The sequence below is a fragment of the Mesorhizobium sp. BR1-1-6 genome (assembly GCF_020165355.1).
GTDB lineage: Bacteria > Pseudomonadota > Alphaproteobacteria > Rhizobiales > Rhizobiaceae > Mesorhizobium.
Window position 1 is genome coordinate 24,911 of the sequence record NZ_JAIUHZ010000015.1, and the last position, 23,843, is coordinate 48,753.

Annotated in this window: 18 protein-coding genes; 8 read left to right on the plus strand and 10 right to left on the minus strand. The window is 63.4% G+C overall.

The features are described from left to right. Positions 1–169: 169 nt before the first annotated feature. The 8 genes from rpmG to LB545_RS23005 all read right to left on the minus strand — a co-directional run bounded on the left by rpmG (position 170) and on the right by LB545_RS23005 (position 9,226). Positions 170–337, minus strand: a complete 168-nt coding sequence (rpmG, locus tag LB545_RS22970; protein WP_006201775.1) for a 50S ribosomal protein L33 — start codon at positions 335–337, stop codon at positions 170–172. Between the two features lie 152 nt (positions 338–489). Further along, positions 490–948 carry a hypothetical protein gene (locus LB545_RS22975; protein ID WP_140656407.1) on the minus strand — a complete coding sequence of 153 codons (459 nt, stop codon included), beginning with the start codon at positions 946–948 and terminating at the stop codon, positions 490–492. Between the two features lie 149 nt (positions 949–1,097). Then, positions 1,098–2,273 (minus strand): MFS transporter, encoded by a 1,176-nt coding sequence (locus tag LB545_RS22980; RefSeq protein WP_140501562.1) that lies wholly within the window; start codon positions 2,271–2,273, stop codon positions 1,098–1,100. Positions 2,274–2,296: 23 nt separating this feature from the next. After that, the gene (locus tag LB545_RS22985; RefSeq protein ID WP_140501564.1) at positions 2,297–3,037 is read right to left on the minus strand and encodes an NUDIX hydrolase; all 741 of its coding nucleotides are present in this window, start codon (positions 3,035–3,037) and stop codon (positions 2,297–2,299) included. A gap of 73 nt (positions 3,038–3,110) precedes the next feature. Further along, a complete protein-coding gene (locus LB545_RS22990) occupies positions 3,111–3,557 on the minus strand; it encodes a DUF983 domain-containing protein (protein ID WP_140525403.1) in 447 nt (148 codons plus the stop codon). Continuing rightward, positions 3,557–5,875 (minus strand): ribonuclease R, encoded by a 2,319-nt coding sequence (gene rnr / locus LB545_RS22995; RefSeq protein WP_140665038.1) that lies wholly within the window; start codon positions 5,873–5,875, stop codon positions 3,557–3,559. The genes LB545_RS22990 and rnr overlap by 1 nt, the downstream gene beginning before the upstream one ends. 6 nt (positions 5,876–5,881) lie before the next feature. Further along, positions 5,882–8,503, minus strand: a complete 2,622-nt coding sequence (gene topA / locus LB545_RS23000; protein ID WP_224705892.1) for a type I DNA topoisomerase — start codon at positions 8,501–8,503, stop codon at positions 5,882–5,884. A gap of 345 nt (positions 8,504–8,848) precedes the next feature. Beyond that, positions 8,849–9,226 (minus strand): hypothetical protein, encoded by a 378-nt coding sequence (locus tag LB545_RS23005; protein WP_224705893.1) that lies wholly within the window; start codon positions 9,224–9,226, stop codon positions 8,849–8,851. A gap of 156 nt (positions 9,227–9,382) precedes the next feature. Between LB545_RS23005 and LB545_RS23010 the strand changes: the two genes are divergently transcribed. The 4 genes from LB545_RS23010 (at position 9,383) to LB545_RS23025 (ending at position 14,490) form a co-directional block, all read left to right on the plus strand. Beyond that, entirely contained in the window at positions 9,383–10,129 is a 747-nt protein-coding gene (locus tag LB545_RS23010) for a cytochrome c biogenesis CcdA family protein (protein WP_140498969.1), read from the plus strand. A gap of 157 nt (positions 10,130–10,286) precedes the next feature. After that, positions 10,287–11,645, plus strand: coding sequence for a bifunctional UDP-N-acetylglucosamine diphosphorylase/glucosamine-1-phosphate N-acetyltransferase GlmU (gene glmU, locus LB545_RS23015; RefSeq protein WP_140525399.1), 1,359 nt, complete (start codon positions 10,287–10,289; stop codon positions 11,643–11,645). Positions 11,646–11,819: 174 nt separating this feature from the next. Next, positions 11,820–13,643, plus strand: coding sequence for a glutamine--fructose-6-phosphate transaminase (isomerizing) (gene glmS, locus LB545_RS23020; RefSeq protein WP_224705894.1), 1,824 nt, complete (start codon positions 11,820–11,822; stop codon positions 13,641–13,643). A 94-nt stretch (positions 13,644–13,737) separates the two neighbouring features. Further along, a complete protein-coding gene (locus tag LB545_RS23025) occupies positions 13,738–14,490 on the plus strand; it encodes a DUF502 domain-containing protein (RefSeq protein WP_224705895.1) in 753 nt (250 codons plus the stop codon). Here LB545_RS23025 and recG read toward each other — a convergent pair. Further along, entirely contained in the window at positions 14,442–16,550 is a 2,109-nt protein-coding gene (gene recG, locus LB545_RS23030; protein WP_224705896.1) for an ATP-dependent DNA helicase RecG, read from the minus strand. The genes LB545_RS23025 and recG overlap by 49 nt on opposite strands. A gap of 92 nt (positions 16,551–16,642) precedes the next feature. On the opposite strand from recG, the gene LB545_RS23035 reads away from it, so the two are divergent. The 3 genes from LB545_RS23035 (at position 16,643) to LB545_RS23045 (ending at position 21,949) form a co-directional block, all read left to right on the plus strand. Beyond that, positions 16,643–16,930 (plus strand): succinate dehydrogenase assembly factor 2, encoded by a 288-nt coding sequence (locus tag LB545_RS23035; protein WP_140498959.1) that lies wholly within the window; start codon positions 16,643–16,645, stop codon positions 16,928–16,930. 11 nt (positions 16,931–16,941) lie between these two features. After that, a complete protein-coding gene (gene mfd / locus LB545_RS23040) occupies positions 16,942–20,439 on the plus strand; it encodes a transcription-repair coupling factor (RefSeq protein ID WP_224705897.1) in 3,498 nt (1,165 codons plus the stop codon). Positions 20,440–20,575: 136 nt separating this feature from the next. Further along, a complete protein-coding gene (locus LB545_RS23045) occupies positions 20,576–21,949 on the plus strand; it encodes a class II 3-deoxy-7-phosphoheptulonate synthase (protein WP_140515265.1) in 1,374 nt (457 codons plus the stop codon). Positions 21,950–21,993: 44 nt separating this feature from the next. Here the strand turns inward: LB545_RS23045 and LB545_RS23050 are convergent, their stop codons facing one another. Beyond that, positions 21,994–23,064, minus strand: coding sequence for a GGDEF domain-containing protein (locus tag LB545_RS23050; protein ID WP_140564471.1), 1,071 nt, complete (start codon positions 23,062–23,064; stop codon positions 21,994–21,996). 326 nt (positions 23,065–23,390) lie between these two features. Between LB545_RS23050 and LB545_RS23055 the strand changes: the two genes are divergently transcribed. Then, positions 23,391–23,810, plus strand: a complete 420-nt coding sequence (locus tag LB545_RS23055; protein WP_140560904.1) for a GFA family protein — start codon at positions 23,391–23,393, stop codon at positions 23,808–23,810. The last annotated feature ends 33 nt before the right edge of the window (positions 23,811–23,843 follow it).

Below are 23,843 nucleotides of genomic sequence, written 5' to 3' on the forward strand. Positions count from 1 at the left end.
AGGCCCCTGCCTCGCGCGGGCTTTGTGACTATAGCAGCCCTATCGGCAGCGCGATCCACTACGTTGGCCGTTATGCTGGATTTGACTGCCAACCAATGAAATCAATGTTTTAGGAACAAAAAACGCCGCCCGATGGGCGGCGTTTCGGCATTTTCTCGGAAAAACCAGATTACTTGATCTTGGTTTCCTTGAACTCGACGTGCTTCTTGGCGACCGGGTCGTATTTGCGGAACGACAGCTTGTCCGTCTTGGTGCGGCTGTTTTTGCTGGTCACGTAGAAGAAACCGGTGTCGGCGGTCGACAGAAGCTTGATCTTGATGTTTGCGGCTTTGGCCATGGTATCAGTCCGTTTGTTCGTGGGGTTTTGGCCGCTGGAGCACGGGAAAACACCCGGACGCGGGAAACTTGCCGCGACACATAAAGAACGCGCCCGGAAAGTCAAGCCCGACGCGCCTTGCGGCCGTCACGGACGCCAATGCCTGTCGGCATTCATACGTGTTCCGCCTCCAGAACGATGGTTTTCTTCCAATCTTCCGTGGTGTTCCACCAGCGATTCGGATTGGCGCGGTCGTCCAGTCCCTTGGAACGGCTGGCAAGGACCGGCTGAATGCGGATCACCGGTTCCTGGTAGCTGTGCGCCTGAAAGATCGCTTCTACGACGCGCGCCGCCAATTCCTGGTCATCGGGCAGTTCGAACGAAACCTCGACCGTGCCGGGGCGGCGCCGCAATTCGGTCTCGGCGCCGGCGGCTGCGCCGTCAAGTGGTCGGTAGCGTTCGATGCCATGTGCCGACTGGTAGGCGTTGCGGTCATAATTACCCATGGCCAGCGGCGCCAGCGCCACCACCGCGTCCATGATGCGGTCGACATCCGCGGCCGGCGCCTGGAAAGTGACAAGCAGGAGCAGCGTCATCCGCAATGATGTGGTTTCAAAGCCGCTGTCGATCATCGGAGTCTCCTCAACTTCAAGTGTTTTGAGGTCTCCGTATAAACCCTGCCTACTGACACGGTTCTGTCAGCAGCCAGTCATCCGGGGTGGCCAGTTATGGGCCAGCCGGTAGTGGGCGATCGTGAATTTCGGTTTGCGCCGGTGGCGCCTTACAGGATCTTGCGGACCAGCCTGACGCTGGCAAGAACCATGTAGGCGGCGAAGAACAGGCCGAGCGACCAGCCGAAGCCAGAAGGGCCGAACGCATCCATGCCGATGCCTATCGCCTGCGGGCCCAGCACCATGCCGACACCATAGCACAGCACGAAGGCGGCATTGGCCGAAGCCAGTTCATGGCCCGAAAGCTGCGAGCCGAGATGGGCGAGGCCGATCGTGTACATGGCCGCGACCACGCCGCCCCAGACGAACAGGAGGCCCGCCATCAGGTGCCAGTTGCCGGCCAGATGCGGCATGAAGATCGTGCCGGCGAGGCCGACAGTGGCGCAGGCCAGAAGCAGATAGCGGCGGTCCGAGACGCGATCGCTGATCATGCCGATCGGGATCTGCAAGAGCACGTTGCCGAGGCCGATCATGGTGAGCAGCAAGGCTGCGTCGGCTTCGGAATAGCCGATGCGGTTGCCATAGACCGGAAACAGGGCGAAACCGCCGGTTTCGACAGCGCCGAACACCAGAACGGCGGCGGTCGCGGTCGGCACCAGCCAGATGTAGCGCAGGAAATTGCTGGTTTCGCCGTCGGATACGATCGTCGGGCTCTCGTTGCGCGCCGCCAGCACCGGGATCGCGGCCAGCGCCACCAATGCGATGATGACTCCGAACGGCCTGAAGCCGGAGCTGCCGAGATGGGCGAACAGCCACGGCCCCGCGGCAAAGCCGAGCGACAGCACGGTGGCGTAGATGCCGAGCACAAGACCTCGCCGATGCGGCGGCGCCGAGGTGCTGATCCAGAACTCCGACAGGATGAACAGCACCGTCAGCGCGATGTGCAGCACGACGCGCAGCGGAAACCACATCCAGAAATCGGGTGCGAAGTGGAAGCCGACGAAGGCCAGCGCACCGGCGGCAATCATGGCGATCATCGTCCAGGCAACGCCGAAGCGCATGGCGAGCGGCGTGGCCAGAGGGGCGCCGGCGATCGAGGCCAGGCCGGCGACTGCCGTGTTGAGGCCGATCATCGAGGCCGAATGCCCACGCGTTTCCAGGATGACGCTGAGCAGCGGCATGCCCAAGCCTATGGCAATGCCGACGACGCTGATCGACGAGATCGCCGCCACCATCGGCAGCCAGTGTACGCGCTCGTCGCCCTTTGGTTGGGTATCGACCGTCATGTTATGTCTGAATACTCGATGTTCTACAGAATTTCGCGGGTGAAGCGGTTGCGGACAAGCCGGTAGAAGGGCACGGGACCGCCCGGACGCAACAGCGGATCATGGGCGAGGCGGCTTTCCAGCTCGTCCAGGATCATCCGGGTGATGTCGGGAATGTCGGCTTCCCTGGCCTTGGCAAGCGGCAGCCAGACCAGCTCCTCGAGTTCGTTGGTCGGACCGCCGCCCGTCAGTTCGACGGCGACATCATCGCGCCAGGCGCAGAAGAAGCGGGTGTCGAAGCGGCGCACCCGGTTGGGCGGCGTGATGGCGCGCGCAATGAAGCGCAGCATGTCCAGGGCAGGTTGCACCCCATGTTCGGCAAAGCCTTGCCAATCAGACCTTGTCGTGGCGAAGGCGCCTTTGCGACCAATCAGCAGCCCGGCTTCCTCATAGGTCTCGCGGATGGCCGACAAGGCGATGGCGCGGGCACGCGCCTCGCTCGTGCGGCCGGGACCGGCGATGAGCTTTGCTTCCTGCTCGGGATGCAGCGCGGTGGCGGTGGGGATGCGGCTGTCCGCCGGGTCGGTACGGCCGCCGGGAAAAACGAACTTGCCTGGCATGAAGGCGTGACCGGCATGACGGCGACCCATCAGGACCCGCAAGTCGTTGGCCTTGCCGTCGAGCAGGATCAGGGTCGCGGCATCACGTGGACGAATCGCCCGGCCGCCATGCGTGGCCAGACCCTTGTCGATCCTGTCGACGTCCGCCTTGGTCATTCCTTCCATGCGCGGGACCTAGCGGAAACGTCTTGCATGCGAAAGTAGCCTTGACGGTTGGCATGTTGCGCCAGGCAGCACCTCAGGCACCGGGATGGGGTTCAGCCACGTCGTGTTCGCCAGCAAAACCGTGCATATAGAATGCCCATTGCAATCCGATGACGGCACCTTTCACCGGCTGCAGCAGGGCAACCGACAGCAGGATCGTCAAGGGTACCCAGATGGCGATGTGCTGCCAGGTGGAAAGGGTCGACGTCGCCTCCACGCCCATGAAGGCGCCGAGCACGATGTGGCCGACGATGACGATGACCAGATAGGCGGGCAGATCGTCGGCGCGGTGATGGTGTATCTCCTCGCCGCAGACGCTGCATGTCTCGACGGTCTTGGTGAAGCCGCGAAACAGCTTGCCTTCGCCGCAATGCGGGCAGCGGCCGAGCATGCCGCGCTTCATCGCCGTCCACAGCGGACGCGCGACCCGGCCCGAGTGATGTTCACCGCCGAAAACCTGTTCTTCCGTGCCTCTTGCCATCATCGTCTCCTGCCACGCGAGCCTGGGCGCGATTGTGACGCACGGGCGCGGCCTTTTGCCTTGTGAAACGACCTGACGGAGCCAGGCAGGGGCTTCGGGTCGGTCAACATCTCAAAGCGCATCGCGCCGGCCATCGGCGCCACTTCGACGAGACGGACCTCGACACGGTCCGCCAGCTGATAACCCTTGCCCGAGCGTTCTCCGTAGAGCGAGCGGGCCGTTTCGTCATATATATAGTAATCGCCGCCCAGAGTTGACACGGGGATGAAACCATCCGCGCCATACTGCGGCAATTGGACAAATAGTCCCGATTTGGTGACGCCGGAAATGCGGGCGTCGAAACGGTCGTCGATGCGCTCGGCGAGATAAGCGGCGATCAGCCGGTCGACCGTGTCGCGTTCGGCCGCCATTGCACGGCGTTCTGTGCCGGAAATCAGCACCGAAACATCCTCGAGCCGCGCTTCCTCCTCCTGCGTCAGGCCCCCTGGGCCTAGGCCGAGTGCGGCGATAAGCCCGCGGTGCACGATGAGGTCGGCGTAACGGCGGATCGGCGAGGTGAAATGCGCATAACGGTTCAGGTTGAGGCCGAAATGGCCGATGTTCTTGGGTGAATATTCGGCCTGGCTCTGCGAGCGCAGCACCACCTCGTTGACCAGACCTTCATTGTCGGCGCCGCGCACGCGCTCGAGAATGCCGTTGAACTGGGCGGGCCGCATCTGCGCACCGCGCGCCAGCGACAGGCCCAGGGTTTGCAGAAATTCGCGCAGCGATTCCTGCTTGGCCAGCGAGGGCGCGTCGTGGGTGCGGTACACCAGCGCCTGCTTCTTCGCCTCGAGTGTCTCGGCGGCGGCGACATTGGCCTGGATCATGAATTCTTCGATGAGTTTATGGGCATCGAGCCGTTCCGGCACGACGACGCGATCGACAGTGCCGTCGGGCTTCAGCAGGATCTTGCGCTCGGGCAGGTCGAGTTCGAGCGGCTGGCGGCCATCGCGTCCGCGCTTGAGGACCGCATAGGCATCCCATAGCGGCTTCAGCACTGCGTCGAGGATCGGCCCGGTCTTGTCGTCCGGCACGCCGTCGATCGCCGCCTGCGCCTGCGGGTAGGCGAGCTTGGCCGCCGATTTCATCATGATGCGGTGGAAGGAATGCCTGACCTTGCGCCCGTCCGCCGAGAAGGTCATGCGCACTGCCAGTGCCGGGCGATCCTGGCCTTCGCGCAGCGAGCAGAGATCGTTGGAGATGCGCTCGGGCAGCATCGGCACGACGCGGTCGGGGAAATAGACCGAGTTGCCGCGCTTCAGCGCTTCGCGGTCGAGTGCCGTGCCGTAGCGGACGTAAGCAGCCACGTCGGCGATGGCGACCGTGATGACCACGCCGCCGGGGTTCTTCTCATCGAGATCGGGCGTAGCGAACACCGCGTCGTCGTGGTCCTTGGCGTCGGCCGGGTCGATGGTGACCAGCGGCAGTTCGCGCCAGTCCTCGCGGTTGGCCATCGTCGCAGGCTTGACGGCTTCGGCTTCGGCGATGACGTCGGCCGGGAAGACATGCGGAATGTCATGTGCGTGGATGGCGATCATCGAGACCGCCTTTTCGCTGGTCAGCGAGCCCAGCACGTTGAGCACTTTTGCTCTCGGCAAGCCATAGCGCGAGGCCCGGGCGGGCTCGACCTCGACGAGATCGCCGTTCTTGGCTCCGTTCTGGAATTCCTTGTCGACGATCAGTTCGGGTTGCCGGCGCTCCACCGGCTCGATGCGGAAGCTGCCGTCCTGAAGCACCCGAAAGACGCCGAGAACGGCATCCGTGCGCTTCTCGAATATCTTCATCACCCGCCCTGTGTAGGCCGGGCCGCCCAAGGCGACATTCGTGTCGTCGGCGGGAAAGGTCTTGGCCAGCACGCGATCGCCAATGCCAGGCGCCGGTCCGCCGCCACTGCGCGACAGGCGGATGGAAACGATGGGGGGCGGTCCATTGGCGGTGTGTTCGGTGGGACGCGCCAGCAGCACGCCGTCGGCGTCGCGGTCGAAAATGTCGAGCACTGTGACATGGGGCAGGGCGCCAACGCGGGCCAGGCGCTTACGCTCCTTGGTCAGGACGCCTTCGTCCTGCAGGTCGCGCAGGAGATCCTTCAGCCAAATGCGGTCCGGGCCGCGCAGCGCGAACGCCTTGGCGATGTCGCGTTTTCCAGCGCGATCCGGATTTTCGGCGATGTAGCGCAGGATTTCGTCACGCGAGGGCCTGTAATCGCCCTTGACCTTGGCCGTTGTGTCGGCGGTGCGCGGGTCGCCGTGGGTTGTTGCGGAGATCCTGCGCGCCACGCCGTTCTATCCCTTTTTCCTGGCGGCAGGCTTCTTGGCCGCCGTCTTCTTGGTAGCGGGCGCCTTGGCCGCCGCCGCTTTGCGGAAAGGCTTCTTGCCGCCGCCGCCCTTGGCTTCCTTCTCGGCGATCAGCGCCAGCGCATCCTCCATCGTCACCGATTGCGGATCCTTGCCCTTGGGCAGCGTGGCATTGACCTTGCCGAAATTGACGTAAGGCCCGTACTTGCCGTCGCGCACGACGATCTTGCCGCCGCCGTCGGGATGATCGCCAAGCTCCTTGAGGGCTGCCGCAGTGCCGCCATTGCGGCCGCCCTTGCCCTTCAACTGCTTCTCGGCGATCACCGAAACGGCGCGGTTGAGGCCGATCGAGAACACATCCTCGATGCTGTCGAGATTGGCGTAGGTGCCGTCATGCAGCACGAAAGGCCCGTAGCGGCCAAGCCCGGCCGAGATCATCTTGCCGGTTTCCGGATGCTTGCCGACATCGCGCGGCAGGGAAAGCAGGGCAAGCGCCTTCTCATGGTCGATCGAATCGGGCGTCCAGCCCTTGGGCAAGCTGGAACGCTTGGCTTCCTTGCCGTCGCCACGCTGGATGTAGGGGCCAAAGCGGCCGCTGCGCAGCGTGATCTCCTCAGCCGTGTAGGGATCCTTGCCGAGCACCTTGGTGCCGTCCTCGCCGCCGCCATTCTCGCCATTGGGATTGGCCGCGTCGCCGAGCTGGCGGGTGAAGGAGCATTCGGGATAGTTCGAGCAGCCGACGAAGGCGCCGAACTTGCCGAGCTTGAGCGACAAATTGCCGGTGCCGCATTTGGGGCAGATGCGCGGATTGGAGCCGTCCTCCCGGGCAGGGAAAACCAGCGGCGCCAGTTCCTCGTTCAGCGCATCGAGCACATCGGTGACGCGTAGTTCCTTGATGTCGGCCACGGCGCCGGAAAAATCCTTCCAGAAATCGCGCAGAACGTCCTTCCAGGCGAGCTTGCCGTCGGAGATCTCGTCGAGCTTTTCCTCAAGCGATGCGGTAAAGTCATATTCGACATAACGCTCGAAGAAGCTTTCCAGGAAGGCCGACAGCAGCCGGCCCTTTGCCTGCGGCACAAGCCGGCGCTTGTCGATGGTGACGTAGTCGCGGTCCTCGAGCGTCTTCAGGATCGCCGTGTAGGTCGACGGCCGGCCGATGCCGAGCTCCTCCAGCTTCTTGATCAGCGAAGCTTCGGAATAACGCGGCGGCGGTTCGGTCGTGTGCTGGGTGGCGTTGATCGCCTGGCGGGCAAGCTGCTCGCCGGCGCGGATTTCGGGCAGGCGGCGGTTTTCCTCGTCCTCGGAATCATCGTCCTTCTGGTCGGTATAGGCGGCGATGAAACCGTCGAAACGCACGACTGAACCGACGGCGCGCAACTCGGCCCTGCGCGCGCCGTTGACCGCCTCGATCTCGACCGTGGTGCGTTCGATCTCCGCCGGCTGCATCTGGCTGGCGATGGCGCGCTTCCAGATCAATTCATAGAGCCGCATCTGGTCGGCATCGAGATATTGCCTAACCGATGCCGGCGTGCGCATGAAGTCGGTCGGGCGGATCGCTTCGTGCGCTTCCTGGGCGTTCTTGGCCTTGGTCGTGTACAGGCGCGGCTTTTCCGGCAGGTATTTGGGGCCGAATTCCTTGGCGATGGCATCGCGTGCCGCGTCGATCGCCTCGGGCGCCATCTGCACGCCGTCGGTTCGCATATAGGTGATCAGGCCGGTGGTCTCGCCGCCGATCTCCATTCCCTCATAGAGGCGCTGCGCCACCTGCATCGTGCGGTTGGCCGAAAAGCCGAGGCCCGACGAGGCGGCCTGCTGCAATGTCGAGGTGGTGAAGGGCGGGCCTGGATTGCGCTTGGTGGGTTTTGCCTCGACGGACAGCGCCTTGAAGGCCGCGCCCTCGAGCATGGCCTTGATGTCGTCGGCCTGCGCCTTGTTGGCGATGTCGAGCTTTTGCAATTTCTTGCGCTCGAAAGCGGTCAGGCGCGCCTCGAAATTTTCGTTGCGCGGCGTGCCGAGGATGGCAGCGATCTGCCAGTATTCCTCGCGGATGAAGCGTTCGATCTCGGATTCGCGGTCGCAGACCAGCCGCAAGGCGACCGACTGCACGCGGCCGGCGGAACGGGCTCCGGGGAGCTTGCGCCACAGTACCGGCGAGAGAGTGAAGCCGACGAGATAGTCGAGCGCCCGGCGGGCGAGATAGGCGTCGACCAGCGGCGCATCGATCTGGCGCGGATTGGCCATCGCCTCGAGCACCGAGCTCTTGGTGATGGCGTTGAAGACGACGCGGCTGACCGGCTTGTCCTTCAGCGCGCGCTTCTGCCGCAAGACTTCCAGAACGTGCCAGGAAATGGCCTCGCCCTCGCGGTCCGGGTCGGTGGCGAGAATCAGGCCGTCGGCGTCCTTGACCGCCTTGGCGATGTCGGCGAGGCGCTTGCCGGATGCCGTGTCGACCGCCCAGGACATGGCGAAATCCTCGTCCGGTCGCACCGAGCCATCCTTGGCCGGCAAATCACGGACATGGCCGAACGAGGCCAGGACCTTGTAGTTCTTGCCGAGGTATTTGTTGATTGTCTTCGCCTTGGCCGGCGATTCGACGACGACGACGTCCATGAGGGCTCATATCAGCTGTGATGCGGCAGAAGAATTCCGCTGCGCGCGACGAAATCTCGGTTCTGTTCGTCGCTCACATGGCCGCGCTTTTGCATCCGGTCAAGGGGAAGCGGCCAAATTGCAAGAGTGCCGGCAGCAATACACTCTAAGAGTGTATGGAGAAGATCACATTGTTGAGGGGTAACTAAGACAAATGGCTGGAGCGGTGAGGAGCGGCTCAAATTGGCGCCGATGAGTCGCCGGCGACCCTGTGTATTGAGCCAAATGCCGCGCCAGCGCGTCTGGTGCGGGCTGCCAGGCGTTGGAGGCACGCCCGGCAGCAACGTCGAAGTTAAGGTGGCAGCCTTAGTCGGCCTTGACGATATGCCAGACGCCGCCGACGCCATCACCCGACACATCGCCGGCCTTCTTGTCCTTGATGAATGTGTAGACGGGCTTGCCGTCATAGGCCCACATCTTGATGCCGTCGGTACGGTCGACTACGGTCCATTCATCGTCCGCCTTGGCGCCGGCCTCGGCCTTCAGCGGCGGCCAGTTTGTGGCGCATTTGTCATAGCAGTTGGTCTTGCCCTTCTCGTCCTTGTCATAGGTATAGAGCGTCATGCCGTTGGCATCGGTGTAGATCTTGGTGCCGCCGACCTCGGCCTCCTTCCAGGCCTCTGCTGCGAAAGACGCGGCGGTGCTGAGCAAAAGCGCGGCCAACCCTAGTGTCACGGTTTTCATCGAAATCTCCCTGCTGATCCGAGGATGCGCGGCAATCGCGGCCTCGCTCGATCAACGCGCAGGTACCGACGTTTATTCCCGGGCATGCCAACACAATGGTGATTGGCAGAGGGGCCCGGGCGTCGCTATATCGGCCCGTAAAGTCGGAGTTCTGGAATGGCACTGGATATAGGCTATGTCAGCGCGGTCGGGGCAGGGGCGATCTCGTTCCTGTCGCCTTGCGTGCTGCCGCTGGTGCCGCCCTATCTCTGCTACATGGCCGGCGTGTCGGTCGACGATTTTCGCGGCAATGCCGGGGCAGCCGCCAAAGCCGGCGCCCGTACCGCGCTGCTTTATTCCTCGATTGCCTTCGTGCTCGGCTTCTCGACCGTGTTCGTCGCGCTGGGCGCCGGCGCCTCGAGCATCGGCCGCCTCCTGCGCGTCTGGCAGGAGCCGCTGGCAATGGGCGCCGGCGTGCTGATCATCCTGATGGGGCTGAATTTCCTCGGCATCCTGCGCATTCCGCTTTTATCGCGCGAGGCGCGTTTCCAGTCGCAGGGCAAACCGGCAAGCGCGGTCGCGGCCTATGTCATGGGACTGGCCTTCGCCTTCGGCTGGACGCCGTGCATCGGCCCGGTGCTGGGGCCGATCCTGACGCTGGCCGGCGGCCGCGAGACAGTGGGCGAAGGCGCATTGCTGCTCGCCGCCTATTCGCTCGGCCTCGGTATCCCATTCCTGATCGCGGCACTGTTTTCCGGCGCCTTCATGCGTTTCCTCGGCAAATTCCGCGTTCATCTCGGCCGCGTCGAGAAGGCGATCGGCGCATTGCTGGTCGTCGCCGGCGTGTTTTTCCTCACCGGCGGGGTGCAGGCCGTGTCGTATTGGCTGCTGGAGAATTTTCCGCTGCTGGGCCGGCTGGGATAAGGCTGTCGGTATCGGGTGCGCACAAGATTGAACCTGTGACCCGCTGATTAAGAGTCGGCTGCTCACCATCTCACCGGAATTTAACCGCATTGGTGCAGCATGGCGCCCACTGCTAGCATGATTTGATTCCCAACGCTTTTCCTATGGTTGTCCTTCCATGAACCAGAGAACATGCCTATCCGTCATCCTCGCCGCCGGCGAAGGCACGCGCATGAAGAGCGCGCTGCCCAAGGTGCTGCACCAGATCGCCGGGCTGCCGATGGTCGCGCATGTGGTCAAGGCGGCCGAGGCAGCGGGCGCCGGCGATCTTGCGCTGGTGATCGGCCACGGCGCCGAGGAGATGCGCAAGGCGGCGCAGAAATTCGCGCCGAAGGCAGAGGCTTTCGTGCAGGAAAAGCGCCTCGGCACCGCGCATGCGGTGCTTGCCGCGCGCGCTGCTATATCAAAAGGTTACGACGATATCCTCGTCATGTTCGGCGATACGCCGCTGATCGATCCGGACGCCCTCACGGCCGCGCGCCTGAAGCTGGCGCAAGGTGCTGCCGTCGTGGTCATCGGCTTCCGCACGGCGAACCCCACCGGCTATGGCCGCCTGATCGAAAAAGGTGGCAAGTTCGTCGCCATCCGCGAGGAAAAGGACTGCTCCGACGAGGAGAAGAAGATCACCTTCTGCAATGGCGGGCTGATGGCGATTGCCGGCAGCCAGGCGCTGAAACTGCTCGATGCCGTCGGCAACAAGAACGCCAAGGGCGAATACTATCTCACCGATATCGTCGAGCTTGCCAGCAACCAGGGCCTCGATGTCGTCGCCACGGAAGCCAGCTTCGAGAATGCGCTCGGCATCAACAACCGCGCCGAGTTGGCGCAGGCCGAAGGCATCTGGCAGGCACGCCGCCGGCAGGAAGCGATGCTTTCGGGCGTGACGCTGATCGCACCAGAAACGGTGTATTTCTCGCACGATACCGAGATCGGCGCCGATACTATTGTCGAGCCGAACGTCTGGTTCGGGCCGGGTGTGAAGATTGCAGGCGGCGCCAGGATTCACGCCTTCAGCCATATCGAAGGCGCCATCGTCGCCGCTCATTGCGATGTCGGCCCCTTCGCGCGGCTGCGGCCGGGCGCCGATCTCAAACAGAAAGCCAAGGTCGGCAATTTCTGCGAGGTCAAGCAGGCCGTCATCGAGGAGGGCGCCAAGGTCAACCATTTGACCTATATCGGCGACGCGCGGGTGGGCGCCGGGGCCAACATCGGCGCCGGCACGATCACCTGCAATTATGACGGCTATCTGAAGCACTTCACCGATATCGGCGAGGGCGCCTTTGTCGGATCGAATTCCTCGCTTGTCGCGCCGGTCACCATCGGCAAGGGCGGCTATATCGCCTCGGGCAGCGTCATCACCGAAAGCGTGCCCGACGATGCGCTGGCCTTCGGGCGTGCCCGCCAGAAGACGATCCCCGGCAAAGGCAAGGAATTGCGCGAGCGCTTCGCGTCGGCCGCGGTTGCCAAAAAGAGGTAAAACCGGTCTTCAAAAACTGAACGATTGCAGTAACTGGATTGCAAGTGCGCTGTGTCATGATGCATGCGTACGAGACTGTTCCCATTACACGGAACGAAACGCAAAGTAACTTTCGCGAGAGCCCGGCAATCCGTAGATAGCGCCGGGTTCTGCCGGGGATTGGGGACTGTCTGCATGTGCGGTATCGTTGGAATTGTCGGCCATTCGCAGGTTGCGCCGCTCATCGTCGATGCGCTGAAGCGGCTTGAATATCGAGGCTACGATTCGGCCGGCGTCGCCACCATAGAGAAGGGGGCGCTTGGCCGCCGCCGCGCCGAAGGCAAGCTGGTCAATCTCGAGCGCAGGCTGAAGGACGAGCCGCTCGACGGCACGATCGGCATCGGTCACACCCGCTGGGCCACGCATGGCGTGCCGAACGAGACCAACGCGCATCCGCATTTTTCCAATGGCGTCGCCATCGTCCACAACGGCATCATCGAAAATTTCGCCGAGCTGCGCGACGAACTGATCCGCGACGGCTATTCCTTCTCGTCGCAGACCGACACCGAGGTCGTCGCGCATCTGGTGGCGCGGGAAGTCGCCAAAGGCTTGAAGCCGGTAGATGCCGCGCACAAGGCGCTCAAGCGGCTGGAAGGCGCCTTTGCGCTGGCGATCATGTTCACGGGCGACGAGGACCTCATCGTCGGCGCCCGCAACGGCCCGCCGCTGGCGGTCGGCCATGGCGACGGCGAGATGTTCCTGGGCTCCGACGCCATCGCGCTTGCCCCGTTCACCAATTCGATCACCTATCTGGAAGACGGCGACTGGGCGGTGGTGCGCCGCAGCGGTGTCGCCATCTTCGACATTGACGGCGAAAAGGTCGACCGCAAGCGCCAGCAGTCGCTCTCGACCAGCTTCATGGTCGACAAGGGCAATCGCCGCCACTTCATGGAGAAGGAAATCCATGAGCAGCCGGAGGTGATCTCGCACACGCTGGCCCATTACGTCGATTTTGTTTCCGGCGTCTCCAAGCCGCTCGACCTGCCATTCGATTTTGCTATGATTAACCGGCTGGCGATTTCGGCCTGCGGCACTGCCTATCTCGCCGGGCTGATCAGCAAATACTGGTTCGAGCGCTACGCTCGGCTCCCGGTCGACATCGATGTCGCCTCCGAATTTCGCTACCGCGAAATGCCGCTGTCGAAGAACGACGCCGCCTTCTTCATCTCGCAATCGGGCGAGACCGCTGACACGCTGGCCTCGCTGCGCTATTGCCGCAAGGCCGGCATGAAGATCGGCGCCGTCGTCAACGTGCGGGAATCGACCATGGCGCGCGAATCCGACGTCATCTTGCCGACGCTGGCCGGGCCGGAGATCGGTGTCGCCTCGACCAAGGCCTTCACCTGCCAGTTGTCGGTGCTGGCCTCGCTCGCCGTCCGGGCGGGCGTGGCGCGCGGTACGATTTCGCGGGACGAGGAAAAGTCGCTGGTGCGGGCGCTTTCCGAGGCGCCGCGCTATGCCAACCAGGTGCTCAAACTCGAAGAGCAGATCGAACGGATCGCGCGGGACCTGTCGCGCTACAAGGACGTGCTCTATCTCGGACGCGACACCAATTTCCCGCTCGCCATGGAAGGCGCGCTGAAGCTCAAGGAGATCTCCTACATCCACGCCGAAGGCTATGCCGCGGGCGAGTTGAAGCACGGGCCGATCGCGCTTATCGACGAGAACATGCCGGTCATCGTCATCGCGCCGCATGACCGCATCTTCGAGAAGACTGTGTCCAACATGCAGGAGGTGGCGGCGCGCGGCGGCAAGATCATCCTGATCACCGACGCCAAGGGCGCCGCGCAGGCGAGCGTGAAGACGATGGAGACGATCATCCTTCCGGACGTGCCGGAAATCATCTCGCCGATCATCTACGCGCTGCCGATCCAGATGCTGGCCTATTTCGCCGCCGTTTTCATGGGCACCGATGTCGACCAGCCGCGCAATCTGGCGAAATCGGTGACGGTGGAGTAGGCGTTTTTTAAACAGGTGCTTTAAAAACTTCACAGTTCCAAAGCGCCTTCCGGTTCACTAATGTTTGCGCTGCAACTCGCGCCCCGGTGAACCCATGTCAGATGCTCTCAAGACCTCCGGCATGACCCGGCTGAGGAACTATTTCCTCACAGGCTTCGTCGTCTGCGCGCCGCTGGCGATCACCGCCTATATCGCGTGGTCCTTCATCGGTTGGGTGGATTCCTGGGTCAAACCCTATATTCCGGCACGCTACAGTCCCGATACCTATCTGCCGTTCCCGGTTCCGGGGTTCGGGCTGATCGTGGCGCTTGTCCTGATCACGCTGATCGGGTTCATGACCGCCAATATCGTCGGCCGCGCCATCGTCAATTTCGGCGAGCGCCTGCTTGGCCGAATGCCGCTGGTGCGGGGCATCTATCGCTCGCTGAAGCAGATTTTCGAAACCGTGCTGTCGAACAAAGGTGACATGTTCCGCCAGGTCGGCTTGGTCGAATATCCGCGCAAGGGGGTGTGGTCGCTGGTGTTCGTGGCCAGCGAGAAGGAAACCGAGATCAACCAGAAGCTTGACCAGGAAGGCGATCCGCTGACCGCTGTCTTCATGCCTTGTACGCCCAATCCGACGACGGGCTTCCTGATGTATGTGCCGAAGTCGGACATCGTGCTGCTCGACATGACGATCGAGGATGGCGCCAAGCTGATCGTCTCGGCCGGCCTGGTGGCGCCGGAGGTGAAAACGAAGCTGGTGACACTGAATGGCGAGCCGATCACCGGCACCCTGGCCAATCCGCCGCTCGGGCCTTATCCCGCCCGCAAGAGCCGCACCGCCTCGTCGCGGCCGAACAAGTAGAGCAGCAGGCGCAGCGCTTCGCCGCGCTCGGTCTGCAGGTCCGGATCCTGTGACAGGATCAGCCTTGCGTCATCGCGGGCCGCTTCGAGCAGGTCCGCATGCGCCTCGATGCGCGCGACCTGGAAGCCCGGCGTGCCGGACTGACGGGTGCCAAGCAATTCGCCTTCGCCGCGCAGCTTCAGGTCCTCCTCGGCGATCACGAAGCCATCCTCGGTCTCGCGCATCACCGACAGGCGCCGCTTGGCCGTTTCGCCGAGCGGATCCTTGTAGAGCAATACACAGGACGAAGGCTTGTCGCCGCGCCCGACGCGGCCGCGCAACTGGTGCAGCTGGGCGAGGCCGAAACGTTCGGCGTGTTCGACGACCATGATGGTCGCGTCCGGCACGTCGACGCCGACCTCGATGACGGTTGTGGCAATCAGGATACGTGTCTCGCCCTGCTTGAAGGCGCGCATCGCTTCGTCCTTCTCGGCGCCCTTCATGCGGCCGTGGACGAGGCCGATCCGGTCGCCGAACAGCGGCTTCAGGGAAGCAAAGCGGTCCTCGGCCGACATCAGCTTTATCTCTTCGGATTCTTCCACAAGCGGGCATATCCAGTAGATTTTCTGGCCGCCGGCCACCGCTTCCACCATGCGATCGACGAGTTCGTCCAGCCGCTCAAGCGGCAGCGTGACGGTGCGGATCGGCTGCCGGCCGGCCGGCTTTTCCGTCAGCTTGGAGACGTCCATGTCGCCGAAGGCGGTCAGCACCAGCGTGCGCGGAATGGGGGTTGCCGTCATCACCAGCATGTCTGGCGCGTCGCCCTTGGCGGTGATGGCAAGCCGCTGGTGAACGCCGAAGCGATGCTGCTCGTCCACGACGGCAAGGACAAGATCGTGGAACGCCACCGTTTCCTGGAACAGCGCGTGCGTGCCGATGACGATGTCGATCTCGCCGCCGGCCAGTCCCGCCAGCGTTTCGGCGCGTTCGCGGCCCTTTTCGCGACCGGTGAGGATGGCCGTGCGCATGCCTGCCCGTTCCGCCAAAGGGGCGATCGTCGCCAGATGCTGGCGCGCCAGGATTTCGGTCGGCGCCATTAGGGCAGCCTGGCCGCCAGCCTCGACGGCACGCGCCATGGCCAGGAGCGCAACGACCGTCTTGCCGGAGCCGACGTCGCCTTGCAGGAGGCGCAGCATGCGCTCGGGGTCGGCGAGGTCTGCATTGATTTCGGCGAGCGCGAATTCCTGGGACGCGGTCAATGTGTAGGGCAGGGCCGCGCGCAGCTTGTCGACGATCCGGCTGTCGCCGGTGAGCGGCCGGCCGGACAGCCTGCGGACCCTCGACCGGACCAGGGCGAGTGACACCTGGCCCGCCAGCAACTCGTCATAGGCGAGGCGCCGCCATGCGGCGCCTTCGATGGCGACATCGATCGGGTCCGCGGGATGATGGATGCGGGCCAGCGCGTCACCGAAAGACGGGAAACTCTGGCGGCGCATGAAAGCACCATCCTGCCACTCAGGCAGTTCCGGCAGACGGCCGAGCGCCTGGCCGATGGCGCGGCGCAGCACCTTGGCGGACAGCCCCGCCGTGAGCGGATAGACCGGCTCGACCAGCGGCAGGTTTTCGGCGTCGCCGGCCAAGGCGATATGATCCGGGTGGACCATGGTCGGGCGCCCGTTGAACCATTCCATGCGTCCGGAGACCACGACATGCTCGCCCACAGGCATCGATTTTTCCAGATAGGCAGCATGGGCGTGGAAGAAGGTCAGCGCCACTTCGCCGGTATCGTCATGGGCGTAGACCCGGTAAGGCACCGACCTGTTGCCGCGCGGCGGCGGCTGGTGGCGGTCGATGCGCAGGTCGAGCGTGACAATGGCGCCTTCGGCCGAGCCGGCAATGCCCGGCCGGTTGCGGCGGTCGATGACGGTATGCGGCAGCACGAACAGAAGATCGCCGGCGCGCGCCGCTCGGTCGCCGAGATCGGCCGCTACGACTTTTTCGATCAGCGCACCGACCTTCGGCCCGACACCGGCGAGCGACGTGATCGGGACGAAAAGCGGGTCAAGGATGGAAGGACGCATGATGTCAGCTTATGTCGCGACGGCTGCAGCGCAAGGCTGACAGCCTCTTCTATCCACGCTATATGCGCCGCAGCAAGCGAGGATGCGGCACAATGACGGGAACGAAACGATCAAGCGAGGGGCTCGACGCCCGCCGCCGCAAGCTCTTGTTTCGCTCCTGGCACCGCGGCATGCGCGAGATGGACCTTATCCTTGGCACCTTCGCCGATGCTGAGATCGGCGCCTTGACCGGCGATGAAATCGACCAATATGAAAAGCTCCTCGATATTCCCGACACCGAGTTCCTGCCCTTGATCACCGGCGAACGTCCTGTTCCCGCCGAAATTGATTGTGCGGTCCTGCAAAAAATCATGGCTTCACGCCGGACAATGACCTTTTGAAGAACGCTTCCATGAGCCTCATTCCCACCATCGGCTTGCCGAAAGGCCGTGCCGGCCAGTTCATCGTCGACGGCGTCGCCGACGGCTATGAAGCCTTCGCGCTGGTGCAGGCGGCGCGCGAGATCGCGCCCGACAAGCCGGTGCTGTTCGTGGCGCGCGACGGGCAGCGCCTGCCGGCAATCACAGAGGCGCTGGCCTTTGCCGCTCCCGGCCTGCCCGTGCTGGAACTGCCCGCCTGGGACTGCCTGCCCTATGACCGCGTCTCGCTCGGCTCGGATGCGGCCGCCCGGCGGCTCGACGCGCTCGCCGCCATGATCGCGCTGGCGAGGAAGCCGCATCGCGCCGTCATTCTCACCACCGCCAATGCGCTGCTCCAGCGCATTCCGCCCGCGGATCTCATCGAGGCGCAGACCTTTCACGCCAAACCTGGCAACCAGATCGATATGAACGCGCTGGTGTCGCGGCTGGAGACATCGGGCTTCGAGCGGGTGCCGACGGTGCGCGGCATCGGCGAGTTCGCCGTGCGCGGCGGCATCCTTGACCTGTTCGCGCCTGGCTGGACCGAGGCGCTGAGGCTGGATTTTTTCGGCGATACGCTGGAATCGATCCGCGTCTTCGACGTGGCCACGCAGCGCACCACCGGGCAGCGCAAGTCCATGGCGCTGCAGGCGATGAGCGAGGTGGCGCTGACGCCCGAGACGATCAGCCGCTTCCGCCGCGCCTATATCGAAGCGTTCGGCGCGCCGTCGCGGGACGATGGGCTTTACGCCGCGGTCAGCGAAGGCCGGCGCTTCGCGGGCATGGAACATTGGCTGCCGTTCTTCTACGAGCGGTTGGAGACCGTGTTCGACTATCTGCCGGACACGCCTGTCGTTTTCGACCATCTGGCGCATGAAGCGCTTGCCGAACGCCACACGCTGATCCTCGATCACTACGAGGCGCGCAAAAAGCAGGCCGAAGGTGCGCTGAAGGACGCGGTGCCCTACAAGCCGGTGGCGCCGGACCTGCTTTACCTCTCGCCGGAAAATCTCGTCGCTTCTCTCGGACCGCGCGAAGCGATCGACTTCACCGCCTTCGACGCACCGGATGCGGGAGCAAGAAAGGTCTTCCACGCCGGCTCGCGCCATGGCCGCAGCTTCGCGGAAGAGCGCGCCGACCCCAACGTCAATGTCTTCGACGTGGCGGTGAAGCACATCGCCGACGAACGCGCGGCACGCCGCCGCGTCATTGTCGCCGGCTGGACCGAGGGCTCGCTCGACCGGCTCGGCCAAATTCTCGCCGAACATCGTCTGGGCAATCTTGCGCCGGTGGCGACCTTGGCGGAGGCGGAGAAACTCGAGCCGGGGCAGGCGGCATTGGCCGTGCTGCCGCTGGAATCCGGTTTCGAGACCGAAAGACTGGTCGTCGTCGCCGAACAGGACATTTTGGGCGACCGGCTGATCCGGCGCTCCAAGCGCAAGAAGCGCGCGTCCGACTTCATTGCCGAAGCCTCGGCCCTGTCGGCTGGCGACATCGTCGTCCATGCCGACCACGGCATTGGCCGCTTCATCGGCCTGCGCACAATCGAAGCCGTCGGGGCGCCGCATGATTGCCTGGAAATCCACTATGCCGGCGACGACCGGCTGTTCCTGCCGGTGGAAAACATCGAGCTCCTGTCGCGCTACGGTTCCGATACAGCCGAGGCGACACTCGACAAACTCGGCGGCGGCGCCTGGCAATCGCGCAAGGCGCGGCTGAAGAAACGCCTGCTCGACATGGCCGGGCAGTTGATCCGCATCGCCGCCGAACGGCAGATGCGCGCTGCACCCCCGCTGGTGCCGGCGGAAGGCCTCTATGGCGAGTTCGCCGCGCGCTTCCCTTATGAGGAGACCGATGACCAGCAGACGGCGATCGATTCCGTCAGGGACGATCTGGCGGCCGGCAAGCCGATGGACCGGCTGATCTGCGGCGATGTCGGTTTCGGCAAGACCGAGGTGGCGCTGCGCGCCGCCTTCATCGCGGCGATGGAAGGGTTCCAGGTGGCGGTCGTCGTGCCGACAACCCTGTTGTCCCGCCAGCATTTCAAGACCTTCTCGCAGCGCTTTTCCGGCCTGCCGATCCGCGTCGCCCAGGCATCGCGGCTGGTCGGCGCAAAGGATCTGGCAGAGACCAAGAAGGGCATTGCCGAAGGGACGGTGGATATCGTGGTCGGCACCCACGCGCTGCTCGGCAGCGCGATCTCGTTCAAGAATCTCGGCCTACTGATCATCGATGAAGAGCAGCATTTTGGCGTCAAGCACAAGGAACGGCTGAAGGACCTGAAGACCGACGTCCACGTGCTGACGCTGTCGGCGACGCCTATCCCGCGCACGCTGCAACTGGCATTGACCGGCGTGCGCGAACTGTCGCTGATCGCCACGCCGCCGGTCGACCGCATGGCGGTGCGCACCTTCATCTCGCCCTTCGATCCGCTGGTCATTCGCGAGACGTTGTTGCGCGAGCGTTATCGCGGCGGCCATTCCTTCTATGTCGTGCCGCGCATCAGCGATCTGGCGGAAATCCATGATTTCCTGAACCAATCCGTGCCGGAACTGAAGGTGGCGGTGGCCCATGGCCAGATGCCGCCGGGCGAACTCGACGACATCATGAACGCCTTCTACGACGGCCAGTACGACGTTCTCTTGTCGACCACCATCGTCGAATCCGGCCTCGACATCCCGACCGCCAACACGCTGATCGTCCATCGCGCCGACATGTTCGGCCTGTCGCAGCTCTATCAGTTGCGCGGCCGTGTCGGGCGCTCGAAGGTGCGCGCCTACGCACTGTTCACACTGCCGGCCAACCGCAAGCTGACCGACACCGCCGAACGTCGGCTGAAAGTGCTGCAGTCGCTCGACACGCTGGGCGCCGGCTTCCAGCTCGCCAGCCACGACCTCGACATCAGAGGCGCAGGCAATCTGCTCGGCGAAGAGCAATCCGGCCACATCAAGGAAGTCGGCTTCGAGCTCTACCAGCAGATGCTGGAGGAGGCGGTCGCGGAGGTGAAGGATTCCGGCGAGGTGCTGGATGGCGGCTGGTCGCCGCAGATCGCCGTCGGCACGGCGGTGATGATCCCGGAGAGCTATGTGCCGGACCTGCAGCTCAGGCTGGCGCTCTATCGGCGCCTCGGCGACCTCGAGAGCACCGAGGAAATCGATGCTTTCGGCGCCGAGCTGATCGACCGTTTCGGCCCGCTGCCGGAGGAGGTGAAGCATCTGCTCAAGATCGTCTTCATCAAAGCCCTCTGCCGCAAGGCCAATGTCGAGAAGCTCGATGCCGGGCCGAAGGGCGTGGTCATCCATTTCCGCAAGCGCGAGTTTTCCAACCCGGTCGGACTGGTCAAATTTATCGGCGAGCAAGGCTCGCTGGCAAAGATCCGGCCGGACCAAAGTGTCGTCTTCACCCGCGACTGGCCAACGGCGGAAAAGCGTTTGGCGGGCTCGGCTGTCGTCATGACGCAACTGGCGCGGCTGGTAGAGAAGGCGGCGTAGCCAGCCCGGCCCATTCGCCAGCGCTGAAATTCCGGTCTAGAATAGGAAATCGGCTTCGTGTATGGAGCCGCCACCCCACATGGGGGCTGGAAATGGCGGGCGAGGGTGCTTGCCGGAAAGAGCGTTGGGTGCAGCGATGACGAAATGGTCGCCGAATTCGTGGAGGGCAAAGCCGATCAAGCAGGTCCCTGCTTATCCGGACCTTGCCGCGCTGAAGAACACGGAGGCCCAGCTCGCCACCTTTCCGCCGCTGGTTTTTGCCGGCGAGGCGCGCAAGCTGAAGAAGCAACTGGCCAGCGTCGCTGCCGGCGAGGCATTCCTGCTCCAGGGCGGCGATTGCGCCGAAAGCTTTGCCGAACATGGCGCGGACAACATCCGCGACTTCTTCCGCGTGTTCCTGCAAATGTCGGTGGTGCTGACCTTCGCCGGTGCGCAGCCGGTGGTGAAGATCGGCCGCGTTGCGGGCCAGTTCGCCAAGCCGCGCTCGTCCGACAACGAGACCAAGGGCGAGGTGACGCTGCCGAGCTATCGCGGCGACATCATCAATGGCATCGAATTCGACCTCAAGTCGCGCATTCCCGATCCTGCCCGCCAGGAAATGGCGTACCGTCAGTCGGCGGCAACGCTCAATCTTTTGCGCGCCTTCGCGCAGGGCGGCTACGCCAGCCTGGAGAATGTGCATCGCTGGATGCTCGGTTTCGTCTCCGACAGCCCGCAGGCCGAAAAATACGAGTCGCTCGCCAATCGCATCACCGAGACGATGGATTTCATGCGCGCGGTCGGCATCACCTCCGAAACCAATTTCGCGCTGCGCGAGACTGATTTCTATACCAGCCATGAGGCGCTGCTGCTCGGCTATGAGGAAGCGCTGACGCGTGTCGATTCCACCTCCGGCGACTGGTACGCGACGTCTGGCCACATGATCTGGATCGGCGACCGCACCCGCCAGCCGGACCATGCGCATGTCGAATATTGCCGCGGCATCAAGAACCCGCTCGGCCTGAAATGCGGCCCGTCGCTGACGCCGGACGGCTTGCTGGAACTGATCGACCTGCTCAACCCCGAGAACGAGCCAGGCAGGCTGACGCTGATCGCGCGCTTCGGTTCCGACAAGGTCGCCGAGCATCTGCCGAAGCTGGTGCGGGCGGTGCAGAAGGAAGGCCGCAGCGTCGTCTGGTCGTCAGACCCGATGCACGGCAACACGATCGAGGCGGCCGGCTACAAGACGCGGCCGTTCGACCGCATCCTGAAGGAGGTGCAGACGTTCTTCGAGGTGCACCGCGCCGAAGGCACGCATCCGGGCGGCATCCATGTCGAGATGACCGGCAAGAACGTGACTGAATGCACCGGCGGCGCCCGCGCCATCACCGCCGAGGAATTGCAGGACCGCTATCACACCCATTGCGACCCGCGCCTCAATGCCGACCAGGCCATCGAACTGGCGTTCCTGGTGTCGGACCTGCTCAAGAAAAGCCACCCGGTGCAACACAAGCAGGTCGCCAACGGCTGACCCGTCCAAAGCAGTTCACAGGAAAAGCGCTTCCTGCCGAAAAATCAGTCTTGCTTGTAGAGCAGCCAGCTCTTGCCGGCGCGGCCCGCCATTGCCGAATGCCTGGTCACGCGGTTACGGCCGCTGACCTTTGAGCGGTAAAGCGCCCGGTCTGCCTTGCTGTAGAGGTCTTCAGGGCCCTCGGCTTCGGATGCCATGCAGATTCCCATCGAGACGGTGACGGTGCCGTAATTCATGCCGGTCTGGCTGCTGGTGAAAGGCGACTGCTCGATCAGCGCGCGAATGCGTTCGGCGATTTCGTAGGTGGCGTCCTCGCTTGCGCCCTCGACGATCAGCGCGAATTCCTCGCCGCCGGTGCGGGCGACGAACATGTCGGCGCGAATGCTGGTCTGGAATATATCGGCGATGATCTGGAGGATCTTGTCGCCGACGGGATGGCCGTACCTGTCGTTGATGTCCTTGAACCGATCGATGTCGGCGAGGATCAATGCATTGAACAGGATGCCTTTGTTGCTGTTGTAGATCCTGGTGATTTCCTTGTCGAAGGCGCGACGGTTCCAGATTTGCGTCAGGGGGTCGGTGTCGGCCAGGCGCTTGTATTCCTCGAGCTTCGACTTGACGCTTTCCAGTTCCGCGGTCTTGTCGCTGAGCGTCGAGGCAACTTGCCGGCCATGATCGATCGTCGAATGGGTGGCGACCGCCATGGCGTTGACGATCTTCTGCAGAACATCCGGCGACAGCAGGCTGTTTCTGCCGAGTCCGCTCGACGTTTCGTTGAGGATCCTGCCGTATTTCTCGATGTGGCTGCGCTCGCTCCTCAGCAGCGAAGCGATGTCCTCGAGTTCGTTGGCGATGACTTCCCTGGCATGCTCGACGATGCCGGAGCCATGGTTCTGGGCAAAGAAGGCGCGTCCGATCTGGTCGATGTCGTCCTGTGTCGGTCGGCCGCTCAGCGACACGACGGCAAGGCTGAGCTCGCGATTGGATCCGCTCAAGGCCTCGTAGAAGATCTCGTAGTTGCGTGGCAGGCCGAGCACGCCGAGCTGGCGCATTGTGGCCAGGACAGTGCTCGCAATATCGGTGCTTCGTTCGCTCTGGGCGGCTGCCGGCTGCATGTTCTGTTCACTCTTCCCCGGGAACACGCTGCGGCATTCGCAGGCATCCAATGTCGCCGACCTGGGGAACGCTGGCCATTCCAGTCCATCTTGCGAAGAAGGCGCGTCCCCACTCACGACTTTCGCTTGCGAGGATCATAGATGCAGCAGCGCTAAAGTTTCCTTAATCCGCTGAATCCGGCCTGTTTTTCGCTGATTCCGGCTTTACACGCCTTCATCCGTGAACAAACAATTCCCGAGCGCGCCAAATGCATGTCGCATTTTCTTGCGCGCAGCCACCGAAAAGCTGGGATCCTGTCAGCAGCGATTTCTTTTGGGATGGTGCGATGAGTGAAAATCATACGGGATCGTGTCTCTGCGGAGCGGTTCGCTTCAGGACACGAGGGCCGTTGCGCGGCGTCATCTATTGCCATTGCTCGCAATGTCGCAAGCAGAGTGGACATTTCTATGCCGCAACCAATGTCCCGGACGCCAATATCGATATCGACGGCGCCGACAACATCACCTGGTATGAGGCGTCCGCCTTCGCCGGGCGCGGTTTTTGCAAGACATGCGGATCGCTGCTTTTCTGGAAACCGCGGGACGACGCCTATGTTTCGGTTCTGGCGGGATCGTTCGATGAACCGACAGGCCTCAAGGGCCAATGCCACATATTCGTGGGTGACAAGGGCGATTATTATTCGATCGACGACGCGCTGCCTCAATTCGAGAAGTCGACCCCATCGGTGAAGGTCGCCGACGAATGAATTTTGGGCGAGCCAGCTTATTCCATTGATCGG

Excerpts from the sequence above, each read along its gene's own strand:
- rpmG (WP_006201775.1), bottom strand. The coding sequence starts at position 337 with ATGGCCAAAGCCGCAAACATCAAGATCAAGCTTCTGTCGACCGCCGAC.
- LB545_RS22975 (WP_140656407.1), bottom strand. The coding sequence starts at position 948 with ATGATCGACAGCGGCTTTGAAACCACATCATTGCGGATGACGCTGCTC.
- LB545_RS22980 (WP_140501562.1), bottom strand. The coding sequence starts at position 2,273 with ATGACGGTCGATACCCAACCAAAGGGCGACGAGCGCGTACACTGGCTG.
- LB545_RS22985 (WP_140501564.1), bottom strand. The coding sequence starts at position 3,037 with ATGGAAGGAATGACCAAGGCGGACGTCGACAGGATCGACAAGGGTCTG.
- LB545_RS22990 (WP_140525403.1), bottom strand. The coding sequence starts at position 3,557 with ATGGCAAGAGGCACGGAAGAACAGGTTTTCGGCGGTGAACATCACTCG.
- topA (WP_224705892.1), bottom strand. The coding sequence starts at position 8,503 with ATGGACGTCGTCGTCGTCGAATCGCCGGCCAAGGCGAAGACAATCAAC.
- LB545_RS23005 (WP_224705893.1), bottom strand. The coding sequence starts at position 9,226 with ATGAAAACCGTGACACTAGGGTTGGCCGCGCTTTTGCTCAGCACCGCC.
- LB545_RS23010 (WP_140498969.1), top strand. The coding sequence starts at position 9,383 with ATGGCACTGGATATAGGCTATGTCAGCGCGGTCGGGGCAGGGGCGATC.
- glmU (WP_140525399.1), top strand. The coding sequence starts at position 10,287 with ATGAACCAGAGAACATGCCTATCCGTCATCCTCGCCGCCGGCGAAGGC.
- glmS (WP_224705894.1), top strand. The coding sequence starts at position 11,820 with ATGTGCGGTATCGTTGGAATTGTCGGCCATTCGCAGGTTGCGCCGCTC.
- LB545_RS23025 (WP_224705895.1), top strand. The coding sequence starts at position 13,738 with ATGTCAGATGCTCTCAAGACCTCCGGCATGACCCGGCTGAGGAACTAT.
- recG (WP_224705896.1), bottom strand. The coding sequence starts at position 16,550 with ATGCGTCCTTCCATCCTTGACCCGCTTTTCGTCCCGATCACGTCGCTC.
- LB545_RS23035 (WP_140498959.1), top strand. The coding sequence starts at position 16,643 with ATGACGGGAACGAAACGATCAAGCGAGGGGCTCGACGCCCGCCGCCGC.
- mfd (WP_224705897.1), top strand. The coding sequence starts at position 16,942 with ATGAGCCTCATTCCCACCATCGGCTTGCCGAAAGGCCGTGCCGGCCAG.
- LB545_RS23045 (WP_140515265.1), top strand. The coding sequence starts at position 20,576 with ATGACGAAATGGTCGCCGAATTCGTGGAGGGCAAAGCCGATCAAGCAG.
- LB545_RS23050 (WP_140564471.1), bottom strand. The coding sequence starts at position 23,064 with ATGCAGCCGGCAGCCGCCCAGAGCGAACGAAGCACCGATATTGCGAGC.
- LB545_RS23055 (WP_140560904.1), top strand. The coding sequence starts at position 23,391 with ATGAGTGAAAATCATACGGGATCGTGTCTCTGCGGAGCGGTTCGCTTC.